The organism is Burkholderia sp. BCC0322 (assembly GCF_902833045.1).
In the GTDB taxonomy this organism is placed as follows: Bacteria; Pseudomonadota; Gammaproteobacteria; order Burkholderiales; family Burkholderiaceae; genus Burkholderia.
This window is the reverse complement of record NZ_CADFDU010000011.1, coordinates 1-18578: the sequence shown is the minus strand read 5'-3', so window position 1 is coordinate 18578 and position 18578 is coordinate 1. Positions and strand designations below refer to the sequence as shown.

At 66.4% G+C, this 18578-nt stretch carries 17 protein-coding genes; 12 read left to right on the top strand and 5 right to left on the bottom strand.

Annotation, left to right across the window (positions count from 1 at the left end):
- Positions 1 to 9: 9 nt before the first annotated feature.
- The 3 genes from lptC to kdsD are packed head-to-tail and all read right to left on the bottom strand — an operon-like array spanning position 10 to position 2147.
- Positions 10 to 624 carry an LPS export ABC transporter periplasmic protein LptC gene (lptC, locus tag HWX39_RS26030; RefSeq protein ID WP_175958408.1) on the bottom strand — a complete coding sequence of 205 codons (615 nt, stop codon included), beginning with the start codon at positions 622 to 624 and terminating at the stop codon, positions 10 to 12.
- A 3-nt stretch (positions 625 to 627) separates the two neighbouring features.
- Positions 628 to 1164, bottom strand: a complete 537-nt coding sequence (locus HWX39_RS26025; protein WP_175970668.1) for an HAD family hydrolase — start codon at positions 1162 to 1164, stop codon at positions 628 to 630.
- The gene (kdsD, locus tag HWX39_RS26020; RefSeq protein ID WP_175034935.1) at positions 1164 to 2147 is read right to left on the bottom strand and encodes an arabinose 5-phosphate isomerase KdsD; all 984 of its coding nucleotides are present in this window, start codon (positions 2145 to 2147) and stop codon (positions 1164 to 1166) included. The genes HWX39_RS26025 and kdsD overlap by 1 nt, the downstream gene beginning before the upstream one ends.
- Positions 2148 to 2273: 126 nt before the next feature.
- Here kdsD and HWX39_RS26015 point away from each other — a divergent pair, with 126 nt between their 5' ends.
- The 5 genes from HWX39_RS26015 (at position 2274) to purU (ending at position 7417) form a co-directional block, all read left to right on the top strand.
- Positions 2274 to 4280: a monovalent cation:proton antiporter family protein gene (locus HWX39_RS26015; protein ID WP_175970667.1), complete on the top strand. Its 2007-nt coding sequence runs from the start codon at positions 2274 to 2276 to the stop codon at positions 4278 to 4280.
- 82 nt (positions 4281 to 4362) lie between these two features.
- Complete coding sequence (locus HWX39_RS26010; protein WP_011353218.1) at positions 4363 to 4929, top strand: adenine phosphoribosyltransferase; 567 nt, start codon at positions 4363 to 4365, stop codon at positions 4927 to 4929.
- Between the two features lie 43 nt (positions 4930 to 4972).
- A complete protein-coding gene (locus HWX39_RS26005; RefSeq protein WP_175221625.1) occupies positions 4973 to 5587 on the top strand; it encodes a LysE family translocator in 615 nt (204 codons plus the stop codon).
- Positions 5588 to 5592: 5 nt separating this feature from the next.
- Entirely contained in the window at positions 5593 to 6459 is an 867-nt protein-coding gene (locus tag HWX39_RS26000; RefSeq protein ID WP_175970666.1) for a DUF4743 domain-containing protein, read from the top strand.
- A 73-nt stretch (positions 6460 to 6532) separates the two neighbouring features.
- Entirely contained in the window at positions 6533 to 7417 is an 885-nt protein-coding gene (gene purU, locus HWX39_RS25995; RefSeq protein ID WP_175970665.1) for a formyltetrahydrofolate deformylase, read from the top strand.
- A 141-nt stretch (positions 7418 to 7558) separates the two neighbouring features.
- Here the strand turns inward: purU and HWX39_RS25990 are convergent, their stop codons facing one another.
- Positions 7559 to 8644 carry an AI-2E family transporter gene (locus HWX39_RS25990; protein WP_175970664.1) on the bottom strand — a complete coding sequence of 362 codons (1086 nt, stop codon included), beginning with the start codon at positions 8642 to 8644 and terminating at the stop codon, positions 7559 to 7561.
- 249 nt (positions 8645 to 8893) lie between these two features.
- Positions 8894 to 11779 (bottom strand): excinuclease ABC subunit UvrA, encoded by a 2886-nt coding sequence (gene uvrA, locus HWX39_RS25985; protein WP_175970663.1) that lies wholly within the window; start codon positions 11777 to 11779, stop codon positions 8894 to 8896.
- Positions 11780 to 12043: 264 nt separating this feature from the next.
- Between uvrA and HWX39_RS25980 the strand changes: the two genes are divergently transcribed.
- The 7 genes from HWX39_RS25980 to HWX39_RS25950 all read left to right on the top strand — a co-directional run.
- Positions 12044 to 13231, top strand: coding sequence for an MFS transporter (locus HWX39_RS25980; RefSeq protein WP_175970662.1), 1188 nt, complete (start codon positions 12044 to 12046; stop codon positions 13229 to 13231).
- Positions 13232 to 13332: 101 nt separating this feature from the next.
- Positions 13333 to 13881 carry a single-stranded DNA-binding protein gene (locus HWX39_RS25975; protein WP_175970661.1) on the top strand — a complete coding sequence of 183 codons (549 nt, stop codon included), beginning with the start codon at positions 13333 to 13335 and terminating at the stop codon, positions 13879 to 13881.
- Between the two features lie 120 nt (positions 13882 to 14001).
- Entirely contained in the window at positions 14002 to 14550 is a 549-nt protein-coding gene (mug, locus tag HWX39_RS25970; RefSeq protein ID WP_175970810.1) for a G/U mismatch-specific DNA glycosylase, read from the top strand.
- Entirely contained in the window at positions 14537 to 15160 is a 624-nt protein-coding gene (locus HWX39_RS25965) for a DNA-3-methyladenine glycosylase (RefSeq protein ID WP_175970660.1), read from the top strand. Before mug ends, HWX39_RS25965 begins: the two co-directional genes overlap by 14 nt.
- Positions 15161 to 15261: 101 nt before the next feature.
- Positions 15262 to 16026 carry a ParA family protein gene (locus HWX39_RS25960; protein WP_039345972.1) on the top strand — a complete coding sequence of 255 codons (765 nt, stop codon included), beginning with the start codon at positions 15262 to 15264 and terminating at the stop codon, positions 16024 to 16026.
- 500 nt (positions 16027 to 16526) lie between these two features.
- Positions 16527 to 17111, top strand: a complete 585-nt coding sequence (phaP, locus tag HWX39_RS25955; protein WP_175970659.1) for a TIGR01841 family phasin — start codon at positions 16527 to 16529, stop codon at positions 17109 to 17111.
- A gap of 292 nt (positions 17112 to 17403) precedes the next feature.
- Positions 17404 to 18578: acetyl-CoA C-acetyltransferase (locus HWX39_RS25950; RefSeq protein WP_175970658.1), on the top strand; the 1175-nt coding region annotated here is incomplete at its 3' end.

Genomic DNA, 18578 nt, shown 5'->3' with positions numbered 1-18578 from the left:
AGGGAGTCGTCACTTGGGTTGACCTTTCGAGCCGCCGGACGTGTCCGCCGCGGCGATCGTGCCGCGCACGTTGCCGTAAAGCTCGATGACCCGGGTGACGTTGTTGTACTTCATGCCGTCGGTCGCGTTGACGAGCGACAGGCCGCGCTGAAGTTTAACCGGCTTTTCGGTCTGGATCACATCGTCATTGACGAAGATCCGGAAATGCTGGGAATCGGCCTGCATCTGCGGATCGCCGCCGCCGGCCGCGCGCAGGATGCGCGCGTCGTCGTACAAGTCGACGATCGACACGTCGCCGTTGACCGTGCCGCGCTTCGCGGTGGTCGTCACGACCGGCTTGCCGGGCTGGAATGCGCGCATGGCCGGATCGGCCAGGTCGCTGTTTTCGGTGTCTTCGTAATGGATCAGCTTCGCGGCCGTCAGCCGGTACTGGGTCGTGCCGGACTGGTCGAGCTCGGTGACCGAGAAGTTGTCCGCGAAATAGTCGGGCGTATGGCGCTTCGGCTGCGCGACGCCTTCGCCCGGCGGCGGCAGCGTCGCCTGCAGCAGCCACCACGTGATGCCGGCGAGCGCGGCGACCGCGGCGAGCGGCAGCAACTGGGTCCAGCGGAAATGCTTGTTCATCCGTCAGGCTCCGCAGGCGGCCGCGAGCAGCGCGTCGTAGCGGCGCTGCGCGCGCAGGATCGCGTCGCAGGCTTCGCGCACGGCGCCGTGGCCGCCGCGGGCCTCGGCCACCCAGTGCGCGCGGGCGATCACCTCGGGGTGCGCATTGGCCGGAGCGGTCGCGAAGCCGCAGCGCAGCATCACGGGCAGGTCGGGCCAGTCGTCGCCCATGTAGCCGCACTGGTCGGCGGTGAGGCCGAGCGAGGCGATCAGGTCGGTGAACACGGTCAGCTTGTTCTCGACGCCCTGGAACAGGTGCGCGATCCTCATTTCCTTCGCGCGCGCCGCGACGATCTCCGAGCGGCGGCCCGTGATGATGGCGGTCGCGATGCCGGCTTCGCCGAGCAGCTTCACGCCGTGGCCGTCGAGCGAATTGAACGACTTCATCGCGTCGCCGGTCGCTGTAAACAGCAGGCCGCCGTCGGTCAGCACGCCGTCGACGTCGAAAATCATCAGCTTCACACGGCTCGCGCGTTCGGCCGCAGTCAGCGCTGCGCTCATCAGATCACCTTCTTCGAAAACAGGTCGTGCATGTTCAGCGCGCCGATCAGCACGCCGTCGGCATCGACCACCAGCATCTGGTTGATCCGGTGGCGCTCCATCAGTTCCACGGCCTCGACCGCCAGGTGATCCGGCGCAACCGTGCGCGGGTCGCGCGTCATCACGTCGGTGATCGGCAGCGTGCGGAAGTCGCCGTCGCGCGCGAGCACGCGGCGCAGGTCGCCGTCCGTGAAGATGCCCGCGACCTTGCCGTCGGCGTCGACCACGGCCGTCATGCCGAGGCGCTTCGCGGTGATCTGGAACAGGGCGTCCGACAGCGTCGCGTCGAGCCCGACGGACGGAACGTCGTCGCCCGAGCGCATCACGTCGCGCACGTAGGTGAGCAGGCGCCGGCCGAGTGCGCCGCCCGGGTGCGAGCGTGCGAAATCTTCCGAGCCGAAGCCGCGCGCGTCGAGCACCGCCACCGCGAGCGCGTCGCCGAGCGCGAGCGCGGCGGTCGTGCTCGCCGTGGGTGCGAGGTTCATCGGGCAGGCCTCTTTCGAGACCGCGGCGTTCAGGTTCACGTCGGCGAGCGTGCCGAGGCTCGATTCCGCGCGGCCCGTGATCGCGATCAGCTTCGCGCCGATCCGCTTCACGAGCGGCAGGATCGCCACGAGCTCTTCGGATTCGCCGGAGTAGGAGATGCCGATGAAGACGTCGTCGGAGGTGACCATCCCGAGGTCGCCGTGGCTGGCCTCGGCAGGGTGGACGAAGAAGGCCGGCGTGCCGGTACTGGCCAGCGTGGCCGCGATCTTGCGGGCGATATGCCCCGATTTGCCGATACCGGACACCACCACGCGGCCGCGGCAGCCGAGCAGCAGCGCGACGGCCTGGACGAAGCCGCCGTCGAGCTGGTCGCGCAGCGCGCGCACGGCGTCCGCCTCGATGTCGAGCACGTCGCGGGCGAGCGCGAGCGCCCGATCATCATTGATTTTCGCTATCATGCGCGGAGTATAGCAAAGGCGTTTGTTCGCCGCGCCGGGCCATCGGACTCGTCCGATGCCGCCTATCCCACGCTACGCCACCGTTTCTGCTTCGCGGTGGCCCCGACGAACGAGGACGCTTTGCCCGTGATTTCCCCGCTCGAAATGACCCTGCTGCTGCTGCTGGCCTCGGTGGTGGGTGTCGTCGTATTCCGCTCGCTGAACCTGCCGCCGATGCTCGGCTACCTGACCGTCGGCATCCTGGTCGGCCCGCACGCGCTCGGCATTACGGCGGATCTCGAACGGGCCGAACATCTCGCGGAATTCGGCGTGGTGTTCCTGATGTTCTCGATCGGCCTTGAATTCTCGCTCGCGAAGCTGAGGTCGATGCAGCGGCTCGTGTTCGGGCTGGGCCTGATGCAGGTGGTTGCGACCCTGGCGCTCGCACTCGTGCTCGGTGCGCTGTTCCAGCGCTGGGAGCACATCACGTGGCAGGGCAGCATCGCGCTTGGCGGGGCGCTCGCGATGTCGTCGACGGCGATCGTGTCGAAGATGCTCGCCGAGCGGCTCGAGATCGAGACCGAGCACGGCCGCAACATCTTCGGCGTGCTGCTGTTCCAGGATCTCGCGGTGGTGCCGCTGCTGATCGTGATCGCCGCGTTCGGCGCCGAATCGTCGAAGGACCTCGCGATCACGCTCGGCTTCGCGGCCGTCAAGATCGTGATCGCGCTCACGCTGCTGCTGGTCATCGGGCAGCGCTTCATGACGCGCTGGCTCAACGTCGTCGCACGGCGCCGCTCGCAGGAACTCTTCGTGCTGAACCTGCTGCTCGTCACGCTCGGCGCCGCGTTCATCACCGACCGCTTCGGCCTGTCGCTCGCGCTCGGCGCATTCATCGCGGGGATGCTGATCTCCGAGACGCCGTTCCGCCATCAGGTGGAGGAGGACATCAAGCCGTTCCGCGACGTGCTGCTCGGCCTGTTCTTCGTGACGACCGGGATGCTGCTCGATCCGCGCGTGATCTGGGAGCACCCGTTCCTCGTGTTCGGTTTCTTCGTCGGGCAGATCCTGTTCAAGGCGACGATGATTGCCGGGCTCGCGCGGCTGTTCGGCGCGACGCCGGGCGTCGCGATGCGCACGGGTATCGGCCTCGCGCAGGCCGGCGAATTCGGCTTCGTGCTGCTGAACCTGATTCTCGACCGGCATCTCGTCGATTCAACGCTGCTGCAGGCGATCCTCGCGTCGATGCTGCTGTCGATGCTCGCCGCGCCGTTCCTGATCCAGAACGCCGACCGGATCGTGATGCGGCTGTCGTCGACGGAATGGATGCAGCAGTCGCTGCAGATGACGCGGATCGCGACGCAAAGCCTCAAGCAGCGCGGCCACGTGATCATCTGCGGCTACGGCCGCGCGGGCCAGAACCTGGCGCGGATGCTCGAGCAGGAGGGCATTCCGTACGTCGCGCTCGACCTCGACCCCGATCGCGTGAGCGCGGCCGCGGCGGCCGGCGAATCGGTCGTGTTCGGCGACGCGGCGCGCCGCGAGTCGCTGCTCGCGGCCGGTATTCACCGCGCGGCGGCGGTGGCGATCACCTACGCGAACACGCCGTCCGCGCTGCGCGTACTGCATCACGTGCACGAACTCGAGCCGACGCTGCCCGCGATCGTGCGCACCGTCGACGATGCCGATCTCGAGAAGCTGCTCGCGGCCGGCGCGACCGAGGTGATTCCGGAAATCGTCGAAGGCAGCCTGATGCTCGCGTCGCATACGCTGGTGCTGGTCGGCGTGCCGATGCGCAAGGTCGTACGGCGCGTCGAGGAAATGCGCGACGAACGCTACAGCCTGCTGCGCGGCTATTTCCGCGGCGCGGACGACGCGGACGACGACGACCGCGAGCTGGTGCGGCTACAATCGGTGCCGGTCGATGCGCGCGCGGACGCGGTCGGGCGTTCGCTGGAAGAACTGGGGCTGTATGCATTCGGGCTCGAAGTCACGGCGATCCGCCGGCACGGTATCCGCGGCGTCGAACCCGATCCGCAGACCAAGCTGCGCGCGAGCGACATCGTCGTGCTGCGCGGGCTGCCCGAGGCGCTCGCGCTCGCGGAGGAGCGGCTGTCGCGGCATCGGCGCGATCCGCCGGCTGCGGCCGCCTGAGCCGCGCTTGGTTTCACAATCTGACCCGTATTGATTCGAAACGGTGCCCGATCTTCGCGCACCGTTTTTTTCGGAGAGTTTCATGCCGCATTCGTCGTCGGGCGCACCGCTCGATCCGGTCGCCTTCATCCACAGCCAGATCCGCACGGTGCCTGACTGGCCGCAGCCGGGCGTGATGTTCCGCGACATCACGACGCTGCTGCAGAGCCCGAAGGCGCTGCGCATCCTCGTCGACCTGTTCGTCGAGCGCTATGTCGACGCAAAGCTCGACTACGTCGCGGGCCTCGACGCACGCGGCTTCATCATCGCGCCGATCGTCGCGTACGAACTGAGCGTCGGCTTCGTGCCGATCCGCAAGGTCGGCAAGCTGCCGTACAAGACGCGCTCGGAATCGTACGACCTCGAATACGGCAGCGCGACGGTCGAGATCCATGAAGATGCGTGCCGCCCCGGCGACCGCGTGATCATCATGGACGACCTGATCGCGACCGGCGGGACGATGATGGCGGGGCGCAACCTGCTGCAGCGGCTCGGCGCGGAGGTCGTCGAAGGCGCGGCGATCATCGACCTGCCCGATCTCGGCGGCTCGGCGCTGCTGCGCAACGCCGGACTGCCGGTTTATACCGTCACCGAATTCGCCGGCCACTGAACGCCGGCCCGTCTGAACTTCCACGTTACTCAGCGAGGTCACGATGCCCAACTTCATGCTGTTTCTCGCCACGTCGATCGCGATCACGTTCGCGCCGGGGCCCGACAACCTGCAGGTGCTCGCACGCGGCATCTCGCAGGGCCGCGCGGCCGGCTTCGTCGCCGCGCTCGGCTTCACGGCCGGGATCCTGTTCCACACGACGCTCGCGGCGCTCGGCGTCGCGGCCGTGCTGCGTTCGTCTCCGGTCGCGTTCGAGATCCTGAAGCTCGCGGGCGCCGCGTACCTCGTGTGGATCGGCATCAAGGCGCTGCGCAGCCAGGGCCTCGCGAATGCGCATGCGCGTCCGCCGCAGCCGCTTGGCACGATCTTCCGGCAGAGCGTGATCGGCAACCTGATGAACCCGAAGGTCACGCTGTTCTTCGTCGTGTTCCTGCCGCAATTCGTCGATCCGCACGGCGGGCAGAGCGTGACGCTGCAGATGTTCGAGCTCGGCGCGCTGTTCATGCTGCAGACGGCCGCGATCTTTTCGCTGTTCGGCGTCGGCGCGGGCATGATCGGCGCGTGGCTGAAGCGCCGCCCGAAGGCCGGCGTGTGGCTCGACCGGATCGCCGGCGCGACGTTCATCGCGATCGGCATCCGCGTCGCGCTGAAGGACTGATCTCGATGACGTTTCCCTGCATCGCGGCCGCGCGCCGCTTCGATCCGGCCGCGCACCTGCGTTTCGAGATTGCCGGCCAGGCAGTCGGCTGGGTGCGCCGGCAGGACGTCGCGATGCTCGCCCGCTGGCCCGACGTGTTCGAGCTGACCGGCGAGCGCGTCGTGCTGTCGGCGCGCTACGACTCGGTCGACGCACGCAGCATGGCGCTGGCAAGCGCGATCGGCGCGCTCGCGGCCGAAGGCGCGATTCCCGGCTGGCGCGACGAGATCTACGCGATCCGCAACCGCTTCGACGATCCGCCGCTGGCGTACATCGAGCGCGCCGCGTCGCGCTTCTTCGGTACGCAGACTTACGCGGTGCATCTGAACGGCATCGTAGAATATGCGGCTGCGTCGGGCGAGCCGTCCGCCGCGGCCGTCCCGCAGATGTGGCTCGGCCGCCGCAGCGAGACCAAGGCAACCGACCCCGGCATGCTCGACAACGTCGTCGCGGGCGGGATCGGCTGGGGCCTGGGCGTTCACGAGACGCTCGCGAAGGAATGCTGGGAAGAAGCCGGCATTCCGGCCGAACTGGCCGCGCGCGCGATCGCGGGCCGCGCGGTGCAGGTGCTGTGCTCGCTGCCGGAAGGCACGCAGTCCGAACTGATCTTCGTGTACGACCTGCCGCTGCCGCGCGACTTCGCGCCGCGCAACCAGGACGGCGAAGTGGCCGAACACCTGCTGGCCGGCGTGCCCGAGGTGATCGGCTGGCTGCGCGCCGGCCGCGCGACGATGGATGCAAGCCTCGCGACGCTCGACACGCTGCTGCGCCACCGCTGGATCCCGGCGGCCGACGCGGCGGGAATCGACGCACTGTTCGCACCGGCCGCGTGACGCGTGCCACGCATGCAGCCTGGCCGCGCGAACGGGCAATTTGACGAATACGGAAACGAAGGGAGTAGCGGTCATGCCGACCGATCACAGCTTTATCTTGAAACTGTCGTGCCCCGACCGGCACGGCATCGTCCATGCGGTCTCGGGCTTCCTGTTCGAACGCTGCAACAACATCCTCGATTCGGCGCAGTTCGGCGACAGCCGCACCAGCGAATTCTTCATGCGCGTGCACTTCGAGCAGGACGGCGGCGGCGCGGATGCCGCGTCGGCGCTCGACACGCTTCGCAAGGAATTCGCGCCGCTCGCGGAACAGTTCTCGATGCGCTGGGAATTGCATGACGCGGCCGTGAAGCCGCGCGTCGTGATCATGGTGTCGAAGATCGGCCACTGCCTGAACGACCTGCTGTTCCGCTATCGCACCGGCCAGCTGCCGATCGAGATCCCGGCGATCGTGTCGAACCACAAGGAGTTCTATCAGCTCGCCGCGAGCTACAACATCCCGTTCCATCACTTCCCGCTGATCGGCGGTTCGTCCGATGCCGCGAAGGCCGCGCAGGAAGCACGCGTGCTGGAAGTGGTCGACGAGCACCAGGCCGATCTCGTCGTGCTCGCGCGCTACATGCAGATCCTGTCGCCGAACATGTGCGAGCAGCTCGCCGGTCGCGCGATCAACATCCACCATTCGTTCCTGCCGAGCTTCAAGGGGGCGAAGCCTTACTACCAGGCGTTCGACCGTGGCGTGAAGCTGATCGGCGCGACCGCGCACTACGTGACGACCGATCTCGACGAAGGCCCGATCATCGAGCAGGAAGTCGAGCGCGTCGACCACAGCATGACGCCCGATCAGCTGACCGCGATCGGCCGCGACGTCGAATGCGTGACGCTCGCGCGCGCGGTGAAGTGGCACGTCGAGCACCGGATCGTGCTGAATGGGACGAAGACGGTCGTGTTCCGCTGATTCGTCGGGCGCCGGACGGTCGTCTGTCGGACGGTCGACCCCCGGATGGCCGGCCCCCGGATGGCCGGACCCCCACAAACAAAAACGCCGCGCCCTTCACGGGGCGCGGCGTTTTTTATTGCCGTTGATGCACGGGCTGCGTCAGATCAGCCGCAGCAGGTACAGCTCGCGCTTCAGGTACGCATAGAAGATCGGCGCGGCGATCACCCCCGGCAGCCCGAACGCGGCTTCCATGATCAGCATCGCGAGCAGCAGCTCCCATGCGCGCGACTCGATCTGGCCGCCGATGATCTTCGCGTTCAGGAAGTATTCGAGCTTGTGGATGATCACGAGGAACGCCAGCGACGCGATCGCGGTGCCCATGCTGACCGACAGCGACACGGCGACGATCAGCGTGTTCGAGATCAGGTTGCCGATCACGGGCAGCAGCCCGACGATGAACGTGACGAGCACGAGCGTTTTCGACAGCGGCAGCCGCTGGTGAAAGATCGGCAGGGCGACGAGCAGGTAGATGCCCGTGAACACCGCGTTGATCGCCGAGATCTTGATCTGCGCGAACACGATCCGGCGGAAAGCGTCGGCGAAGCGCGACACGCGCGTGACGAGCGCCGTGGACAGCGGCCGGCGCACCTTGCCGTGCTCGACGCCGATCGCGATCATCGCACCGATGATCATCCCGAACAGCACGTGGCCGAAGCCGCGCGCGACGCTCTTGCCGCTTTGCTGGAGCTGGTCCATGTGCGAGTGCATCAGCACGGCGGCCTTCGTCTTCATCTGCTCGACATCGACGGGCAGCAGGTTCGCGATCCAGGCCGGCGTGCGTGCGCGGGTCTGCTCGACGATCTGCATCAGCTGGTCGAGCAGGCTTTGCAGGTTCGGCACCGTGCGCTCGAAGTGTTCGATGATGCCGATCGTCAGGCCCGTCAGCGCGCCGACGATCGCGATCGACAGCAGCACGACGGCGACCCAGCGTGCGCGCATGCTCGTGGTGTGGCGTTCGATCACGGGGGCGATCGTGTGGATCAGCTGGTAGACGAGCAGGCCGGCCAGCAGCCCGCCGAGCAGCTTCAGCTCGATCACGAGCCACATGGCGAGGATCGCGAACACATAGCTGCCGATCTCGAGTGCCGACAGCTTCGGCAGGCTGAAGTCGCTCGTCAGCCGCACGCTGCGCAGGTGCGGTTCGCGATTCTGCACATCGCGAGACGAGTCTGGTTGCTTCTCCATCGTGGATTCCTGTCGTTCGTGTGTCATGCCGCGGAATGCGCGGCAGAGCCGTGTTCGCCCGGTGTTGCACCGGATTGGTGCGTACGGCGAACCTTACGACCGTAAAGTATAGCCGCCATTATGGTCCGCAACGGAGCCGTTTGGCGCATGGTGTAAACGCAGAAGGGAAAACGAGAGGGGGCGCGTTGCGCGGTACGCAGGGGCGCGCGCGGCCGGGCGGCCGCGCGCGGCAGGAGAGGGCGGGACGCGTCAGCCTGCCGCGACCTTGCGGGCCGGGCGCTTGAGCAGCGGCGCGAGATACTTGCCGGTAAAGCTCGCCTTCGTCTTCGCGACCTGCTCGGGCGTGCCCTGCGCGATGATCTGGCCGCCGCCGGCACCACCTTCGGGGCCGAGGTCGATGACCCAGTCGGCCGTCTTGATCACGTCGAGGTTGTGCTCGATGATCACGACCGTGTTGCCCTGGTCGCGCAGCCGGTGGATCACTTCCAGCAGCAGCGCGATGTCGTGGAAGTGCAGGCCGGTGGTCGGCTCGTCGAGGATGTACAGCGTGCGGCCGGTGTCGCGCTTGGAGAGTTCGAGCGACAGCTTCACGCGCTGCGCCTCGCCGCCCGACAGCGTCGTGGCCGACTGGCCGAGGCGGATGTAGCCGAGGCCGACATCGAGCAGCGTCTTCAGCTTGCGCGCGATGACCGGCACCGCGCTGAAGAACGCGTACGCGTGCTCGACCGTCATGTCGAGCACTTCGCTGATGTTCTTGCCCTTGTACTGCACTTCGAGCGTTTCGCGGTTGTAGCGCTTGCCGTGGCACACGTCGCACGGCACGTAGACGTCCGGCAGGAAGTGCATTTCCACCTTCAGCACGCCGTCGCCCTGGCACGATTCGCAGCGGCCGCCTTTCACGTTGAACGAGAAGCGGCCCGGATCGTAGCCGCGCTCCTTCGAGGTCGGCACGCCCGAGAACAGCTCGCGGATCGGCGTGAACAGGCCCGTGTAGGTGGCCGGGTTCGAGCGCGGCGTGCGGCCGATCGGCGACTGGTCGACGTTGATCACCTTGTCGAAGTGCTCGAGGCCCTCGATCGCCTCGTGCGGCGCCGGTTCGGCCGACGAGCCGTACAGGTGTCGCGCGACCGCGTGATACAGCGTGTCGTTGATCAGCGTCGACTTGCCGGAACCCGACACGCCGGTGATGCAGGTCAGCAGGCCGACCGGCAGTTCCAGATCGACGTGCTTCAGGTTGTTGCCGTGCGCGTCGACGATGCGCAGCATCCGCTCGGGGTCGGGGGCAAGCCGCTCGTCGGGGTATTCGATCGTGCGCTTGCCGACCAGGTACTGGCCGGTGAGCGACTGCGGGTTCGACTGCACCTGCTTCGGCGTGCCTTCTGCCACGATCACGCCGCCGTGCTCGCCGGCGCCCGGGCCCATGTCGACGACGTAGTCGGCCGTGCGGATCATGTCCTCGTCGTGCTCGACGACGATCACCGAGTTGCCGAGGTCGCGCAGGTGCTTGAGGGTCGCGATCAGGCGGTCGTTGTCGCGCTGGTGCAGGCCGATCGACGGCTCGTCGAGCACGTACATCACGCCCGTGAGGCCCGAGCCGATCTGCGACGCGAGCCGGATGCGCTGGGCCTCGCCGCCCGACAGGGTTTCCGCGCTGCGTTCGAGCGACAGGTAGTCGAGGCCGACGTTGTTCAGGAAGGTGAGGCGCGCGACGATTTCCTTGATCACCTTGTCGGCGATTTCGCGCTTCGCGCCGTCGAGCGACAGGCCGTCTAAATAGCCGAGCGCGTCGCGCAGCGGCCAGCCGCTGATTTCAAAGATGCCGCGCGCGTAGTCGCCCGTGCCGATCCGCACGTGGCGCGCCTCGCGGCGCAGGCGCGTGCCGTCGCACGACGGGCAGGGCTGGTTGTTCTGGTACTTCGAGAGCTCTTCGCGCACCGCGACCGAATCGGTCTCGCGGTAGCGGCGCTCGAGGTTCGGGATGATCCCTTCGAACACATGCTCGCGAATCGTCGTGCGACCGCGCTCGTTGATGTACGAGAACGGAATCGTCTGCTTGCCCGAGCCGAACAGCAGCACCTTCCGGATCTTTTCCGGGAGATCCTCGAACGCGGCGTCGATGTCGAATTCGTAGAACGCCGCGAGACTCTGCAGCATCTGGAAGTAGAACTGGTTGCGGCGGTCCCAGCCCTTCACGGCACCGGCGGCGAGCGACAGCGACGGGTGCGCGACGACCCGCTTCGGGTCGAAGAACGTGATTTGGCCGAGGCCGTCGCATTCCGGGCACGCGCCCATCGGGTTGTTGAACGAGAACAGGCGCGGCTCGAGCTCCTGCAGCGAGTACGAGCAGATCGGGCACGCGAACTTCGAGCTGAACAGGTGCTCGTGGTCGGTATCCATCTCGAGCGCGATCGCGCGGCCGTCGGCGAGGCGCAGCGCCGTCTCGAACGACTCGGCGAGGCGCTGCTTCATGTCCGGGCGCACCTTCAGGCGATCGACGACGACGTCGATCGTGTGCTTGTCGTTCTTCTTCAGCTTCGGCAGCGACTCGACTTCGTAGATCTTCGCGACGCCTTCGTTCGCGGCGCCGCCGCCCGAGCGCACGCGAAAGCGCACGAAACCCTGCGCCTGCATCTCCTCGAACAGCTCGGCGTGCTCGCCCTTGCGGTTCGCGACGACGGGCGCGAGGATCATCAGCTTGGTTTCCTCGGGCAGCGCGAGCGCCGCGTCGACCATCTGCGACACGCTTTGCGCTTCCAGCGGGATGTCGTGGTCGGGGCAGTACGGCGTGCCGACACGTGCGAACAAAAGTCGCAGGTAGTCGTGGATTTCCGTGACCGTGCCGACGGTCGAACGCGGGTTGTGGGACGTCGCCTTCTGCTCGATCGAGATCGCCGGCGACAGGCCTTCGATCAGGTCGACGTCGGGTTTCTCCATCAACTGCAGGAACTGGCGGGCATACGCGGACAGGCTTTCGACGTAGCGGCGCTGACCCTCGGCATAAAGGGTATCGAACGCGAGCGACGACTTGCCCGACCCGGACAACCCGGTAATCACGACCAGCTTGTGGCGCGGCAGGTCGAGATTGACGTTTTTCAGGTTGTGGGTACGAGCCCCACGGATGCGGATCTGTTCCATGAACCTGGCGAAAATGGAGGGAACCAAACCTGCTACTATAACGGCTTTTCGAGGCCGTCGTTTGGGGCCCCCAGCCTTAGCAGCAGGTGGCAGCAAGATGGCGCCTGCGCCGGGAAAGCGGCTGCGCCGCGCGGTTCCGGGCGGCCTGCGGGCTGCCTGAATCCTGCCCCGACGTGTTGCCGGCCAAGCCCCCCGGGCCGCTGGTCCTGATCTTCCGCCGCCCGGTGTCGGGCGGACATTCCGATCGTTCGAAATTCATTCCCGATGTCCAATCCGTCCGCCACGTCTTCTCGCATGACTGCGCCCGAATTGCGCGCGACCGCGTCGCTCGCGGCGATCTTCGCGCTGCGCATGCTCGGCCTGTTCATGATCATGCCGGTGTTCTCGGTCTACGCGAAAACCATCCCGGGCGGCGACAACGTGCTGCTCGTCGGCATCGCGCTCGGGGCCTACGGCGTCACGCAGTCGCTGTTCTACATCTTCTACGGCTGGGCGTCCGACAAATTCGGCCGCAAGCCGGTGATCGCCACGGGCCTCGTGATCTTCGCGCTCGGCAGCTTCGTCGCCGCGTCCGCGCACGACATCACGTGGATCATCGTCGGTCGCGTGATCCAGGGGATGGGCGCGGTGTCGTCCGCGGTGCTCGCATTCATCGCCGACCTGACCTCCGAGCAGAACCGCACGAAGGCGATGGCGATGGTCGGCGGCTCGATCGGCGTGTCGTTCGCGGTCGCGATCGTCGGTGCGCCGATCGTGTTCCATTGGGTCGGGATGAGCGGGCTGTTTGCGATCGTCGGCGTGCTGTCGATCCTCGCGATCGGCGTCGTGCTGTGGGTCGTGCCCGATGCGGCGAAGCCGGTGCACGTGCCCGCGCCGTTCGCCGAGGTGCTGCACAACGTCGAGCTGCTGCGCCTGAACTTCGGCGTGCTGGTGCTGCACGCGACGCAGACGGCGCTGTTCCTCGTCGTGCCGCGCCTGCTCGTCGACGGCGGCCTGCCGGTCGCCGCGCACTGGAAGGTCTACCTGCCGGTGATGGGGCTCGCGTTCGTGATGATGGTTCCGGCGATCATCGTTGCGGAAAAACGGGGCAAGATGAAGCCGGTGCTGCTCGGCGGCATCCTGGCTATCCTGATCGGCCAATTGCTGCTGGGCAGCGCGCCGCATACCATCCTGATTGTGGCGGCGATCCTGTTCGTGTACTTCCTCGGGTTCAACATCCTGGAAGCGTCGCAGCCGTCGCTCGTGTCGAAGCTCGCGCCCGGCTCGCGCAAGGGCGCGGCCACGGGCGTCTACAACACCACGCAGTCGATCGGGCTCGCGCTCGGCGGCATCGCGGGTGGCTGGCTGCTGAAGCACGGAGGCGCCAATACGGTGTTCTACACGTGCTCGGGGCTCGTTGCCGCCTGGCTTATAATCGCGGCCAGCATGAAAGCGCCACCGCGCAAGGCCTGAACTTACTTCGGGCAGGCACCGACGGCGTTCGCCGGCTTGCCCGGCGGGCCGTACCGACACTATGAGCGGGCGGCCCGGCATCGAATTTACTGGAGAAACACATGGCATCCGTCAACAAGGTCATCCTCGTCGGCAATCTCGGCGCCGATCCTGAAGTCCGTTACCTGCCGAGCGGCGACGCGGTTGCGAACATCCGTCTCGCGACGACCGACCGCTACAAGGACAAGGCAAGCGGCGATTTCAAGGAAATGACCGAGTGGCATCGCGTCGCGTTCTTCGGTCGCCTGGCGGAAATCGTCAGCGAATACCTGAAGAAGGGTTCGTCGGTCTATATCGAAGGCCGCATCCGCACGCGCAAGTGGCAGGGCCAGGACGGGCAGGATCGTTACTCGACCGAAATCGTCGCCGACCAGATGCAGATGCTCGGCGGCCGCGGTGGTGCGGGCGGCGGCGGTGGCGGCGGCGATGAAGGCGGTTACGGCGGCGGCTACGGTGGTGGTGGCGGCGGCCGCGGCGAGCAGATGGAGCGTGGCGGTGGCGGTCGTGCCGGCGGCGCAGCGCGTGGCGGTGCAGGCGGCGGCGCGCAAAGCCGTCCGAGCGCACCGGCAGGCGGCGGCTTCGACGAGATGGACGACGATATTCCGTTCTGATCGGCAAGTCGGCATCCCGCATCACGATGGGCCCGAATGTCCGAGTCAAGCCAACTGCTTGGCCCGGGTCTTCGGGCCTTCTTTCGTTTACGTCGATGTTCCTTGTGCGCGAGGCAAAACGTGGCTGACGAACTTCCCGACCTCATCGCTGCGCATCTCGACGTGCTGTTCTGCGGAATCAACCCCGGCCTGGCCGCGGCCGCGACCGGGCATCACTTCGCGGGGAGAAGCAACCGCTTCTGGCGCGTGATCCATCTCGCGGGCTTCACGCCGGCGGAAATTTCGCCGCAGGACGATCACTTGATACTCCGGTATGGCTACGGCCTGACGGCGGTGGTGAAGCGTCCGACCGCGAGCGCCGATCAGCTTTCGCGTGCGGAATTCACTGCTGCGGCCGCGGCATTCGGCCAGAAGCTGGCGCGTTACAAGCCGCGCTTCGTCGCTTTTCTCGGCAAGGCGGCGTACGCGGCGCTTGCCGGACAGCGAGAAATCGAATGGGGATTGCAACCGGCCCGAATGCAGGGGGCGAACGTCTGGGTGCTGCCCAATCCCAGCGGGAGAAATCTCGCGTTCGGCCTCGACGCTCTGGTCGATGCGTACCGTCAGCTTCGTCTGCAGGTGACGGCCGTGTCCGGTTTTCAACCGGAGGGGCAGGATGCGGCGCAATGACTCCGCGTCCCGGTGGCCGGGCACCGTGCTGCCGCGCGCATTCTTCGACCGCGTCGCTACCGACGTCGCGCCGCAACTCCTGAACAAGATTCTCGCGGCTGCGGACGGCCGGGCCGGACGGATCGTCGAAGTCGAAGCCTATGCCGGCGCGATCGACCCGGCCGCGCATACCTATCGCGGCAAGACGCCGCGCAATGCGACGATGTTCGGGCCGCCGGGGCACCTGTACGTCTATTTCACCTATGGCATGCACTGGTGCTGCAACTGCGTGTGCGGCCCGGATGGCACGGGCACGGGCGTGCTGATTCGTGCGCTCGAACCGCTGCGAGGGCTCGAACGAATGCGTGCGGCACGGCCGCCGCAGACGCGCGATCGCGACCTGTGCCGGGGGCCGGCGCGGCTGACCCAGGCGATGGGGATCGGCGGCGCGCAGGATGGTATCGACCTGATCGGCGCGCGCGACGGGTTCGCGATCGTCGACGACGGTATCGCGCCGCCTGCCGATCTGGCTGGCGTGCCGCGCATCGGCATTCGTGTCGGCAAGGATCTGCCGTGGCGGTGGAGCGTGCCCGCCAATCGATATGTGTCAGGGCCGGTGACGCGCCGCTGATACACCTCGTGCCAAGATGCGCACATTTCGACCTGCGTCACGCGACCGCCATTATTGACCGGCTAAGCTTGTTCTTTCGACGTTTCGATCGAGGAGACACAATGCGGCGGGTCGTATTCAACCAGAAGGGCGGCGTGGGCAAATCGACGATCGTCTGCAACCTGGCGGCGATCAGCGCGAGCGAAGGGCTGCGCACGCTTGTCATCGACCTCGATGCACAGGCGAACTCGACGCGTTACCTGCTCGGCGACGCCGCAGCCGACGCGCAGCCGGGCGTCGCCGATTTCTTTGAAACCGCGCTGACCTTCAACTTCCGCCCGGTCGACGTCGCGTCGTTCATTCATCCGACCCCGTTCGAAGGGCTCGACGTGATGCCCGCGCATCCGGAGCTCGACACGCTGCACGGCAAGCTCGAATCGCGCTACAAAATCTACAAGCTGCGCGACGCGCTGAACGAGCTCGACACCTATGACGCCGTCTACATCGATACGCCACCCGCACTGAATTTCTATACGCGCTCGGCGCTGATCGCGGTCGAGCGCTGCCTGATCCCGTTCGACTGCGACGATTTCTCGCGCCGTGCGCTGTACACGCTGCTCGAGAACGTGAAGGAAATCCAGCAGGACCACAACGCGGCGCTCGAAGTGGAAGGGATCGTGATCAACCAGTTCCAGCCGCGAGCGAGCCTGCCGCAGCGGCTGGTCGACGAACTCGTCGAAGAAGGGCTGCCGGTGCTCGCGTCGAGGTTGTCGGCGTCGGTGAAGATCCGCGAGTCGCATCAGCAGTCCAAGCCGGTGATCCATCTGGAGCCCGGGCACAAGCTCGCGCAGGAGTTCCTCGCGCTGCATCGCGAACTGGCCGGCTGATCTCGCGCCTGTCTGGCGAACCCGCGGCCGCATCGCGCGGCCGTTTTTTATTGCGGTCCGCAATTCATCCGATCATTGATTTCGTCATTAATAATCCCGAAAACGATTTCATAATAAACCCAGAAAAACGATTACATCAGTGACCGCTCCATTTTCAATGTGCTCTGGTTTTCTAATAAATGGAATAATAAATTGGTAAATGTTGCGCGACGTCATGACGCGGTATCCTGTAAAAAGGTAGAAATGCATTGCGGGGTAGGATGATGTTCGACCTTGTCTGCGATGTCGACGCATCATAGGCTCCATCGGTCAGTCCGGGTTGAAACAAGGGTTTACACCTACTATTAATGCAATTTAATTGACAATTAATCGATCTAAAATTGGCCCCTTCAACTTCCCGTGCTCAAGCAAGTGACGGGTTGTCAATAAGGAAGTCTGCCGTCGATCGGCTTCCAATTTTCTTTACGTCGTCTCTCGCATTGCTAACAGGAGCGTGCCCGATGTCCGTATTTGCCCCCGAAAAAATCAACGCCGATTATCAATCCGGTATCGCCGCGTGGTTTGCGATCGCACGTCCGGCGATCCAGGGTTTCGAGGCTGTCGTCGAACTCAACCTGCAAGCGGCCCGCACGGCGCTCGAGGAATACGAGGACAAGCTGAAGAACGCGTTCAACAGCAGCAACCCGGCCGTGGGCTTCGCGCAGCAGGTCGCCGCACCGCAGGAAGCGGCCGGCAAGGCCGTGTCGTACGGCCGCCATCTGTTCGACATCGCAGTGTCGACGCAGTCCGAATGGGCGAAGGTCGCACAAGCGCAATACGAACAGAACGACAAGCGCCTGAAGGACGTGCTCGGCGAGTTGTCGAAGCATGCGCCGGCCGGCTCGGCGCCGGTGGTGGCCGTGCTGAACTCGGCGTTGTCGGCGGCGACTGCCGCGGCCGACTCCGTGCGCGCAGCGACGGGGCAGGCGATCGAAGCCGCACAGAGCGGTTTCGATGCGGTCAGCGAAACGGCATCGCGCGGTGTGAAGCAAACGGCTGCCGCCGCACGCAAGGACGCAGCGGCTGCACGCGAATCGGCTGCGTAATCGCGTAGCCACGCAAGCACGTGTCGCGCACGGGCGCGACACGATTGATCGGCGCCGGAAGGCGCCGGGCGCCGCGTGTGCCGCGTGGCGTCCGGCGAATGTCCGGTTTGCCGCAAGACGCCGGTGAACCGGCGGGCCGTACCGATGTGCGACTCGTGCGAACGGGTGCCGCGCGCCGTCTGGTGGCGTGCGGCCGCTATCGCGCCGATTGGCTCGAGATGTGTGATCGCCAGCCGAAGCCGGCTCGCGCCGGCGTCAGAACGACCAACTGATTTCAATGCAGGAACTGGACATGACGGACGTAGTGATCGTATCGGCCGCGCGGACCGCGGTCGGCAAATTCGGCGGTTCGCTTGCGAAGATTGCGGCGCCGGAGCTGGGCGCGACGGTGATTCGCGCGGTGCTGGAGCGTGCGGGCGTGAAGCCCGAGCAGGTCAGCGAAGTGATCATGGGCCAGGTGCTGACGGCCGGTTCGGGGCAGAACCCGGCGCGGCAGTCGCTGATCAAGGCCGGGCTGCCGAATGCAGTGCCGGGGATGACGATCAACAAGGTGTGCGGCTCGGGCCTGAAGGCCGTGATGCTGGCGGCGAACGCGATCGTCGCGGGCGACGCGGAGATCGTGATCGCGGGCGGCCAGGAGAACATGAGCGCGTCGCCGCACGTGCTGCCGGGCTCGCGCGACGGGTTCCGGATGGGCGACGCGAAGCTGGTCGACACGATGATCGTCGACGGCCTGTGGGACGTGTACAACCAGTACCACATGGGCATCACGGCGGAGAACGTCGCGAAGGAATACGGGATCACGCGCGAGGAGCAGGACGCATTCGCGGCGCTGTCGCAGAACAAGGCGGAAGCCGCGCAGAAGGCCGGGCGCTTCAACGACGAGATCGTGCCGGTGTCGATTCCGCAGCGCAAGGGCGAGCCGCTGCAGTTCGCGACGGACGAATTCGTGCGTCACGGCGTGACGGCGGAATCGCTGTCGGGGCTGAAGCCGGCGTTCTCGAAGGACGGCTCGGTGACGGCGGCGAACGCATCGGGCCTGAACGACGGTGCGGCGGCGGTGCTGGTGATGTCGGCGCAGAAGGCGGCGGCGCTGGGCCTGACGCCGCTGGCGCGGATCAAGGCGTATGCGAACGCGGGCGTGGATCCGAGCGTGATGGGGATGGGCCCGGTGCCGGCCTCGCGCCGGTGCCTGGAGCGCGCGGGCTGGACGCCGGGCGACCTGGACCTGATGGAGATCAACGAGGCGTTCGCGGCGCAGGCGCTGGCGGTGCACAAGCAGATGGGCTGGGACACGTCGAAGGTGAACGTGAATGGGGGGGCGATCGCGATCGGTCACCCGATCGGCGCGTCGGGCTGCCGGATCCTGGTGACGCTGCTGCACGAGATGGCCAAGCGTGACGCAAAGCGCGGGCTGGCGTCGCTGTGCATCGGCGGCGGGATGGGCGTCGCGCTCGCGGTCGAGCG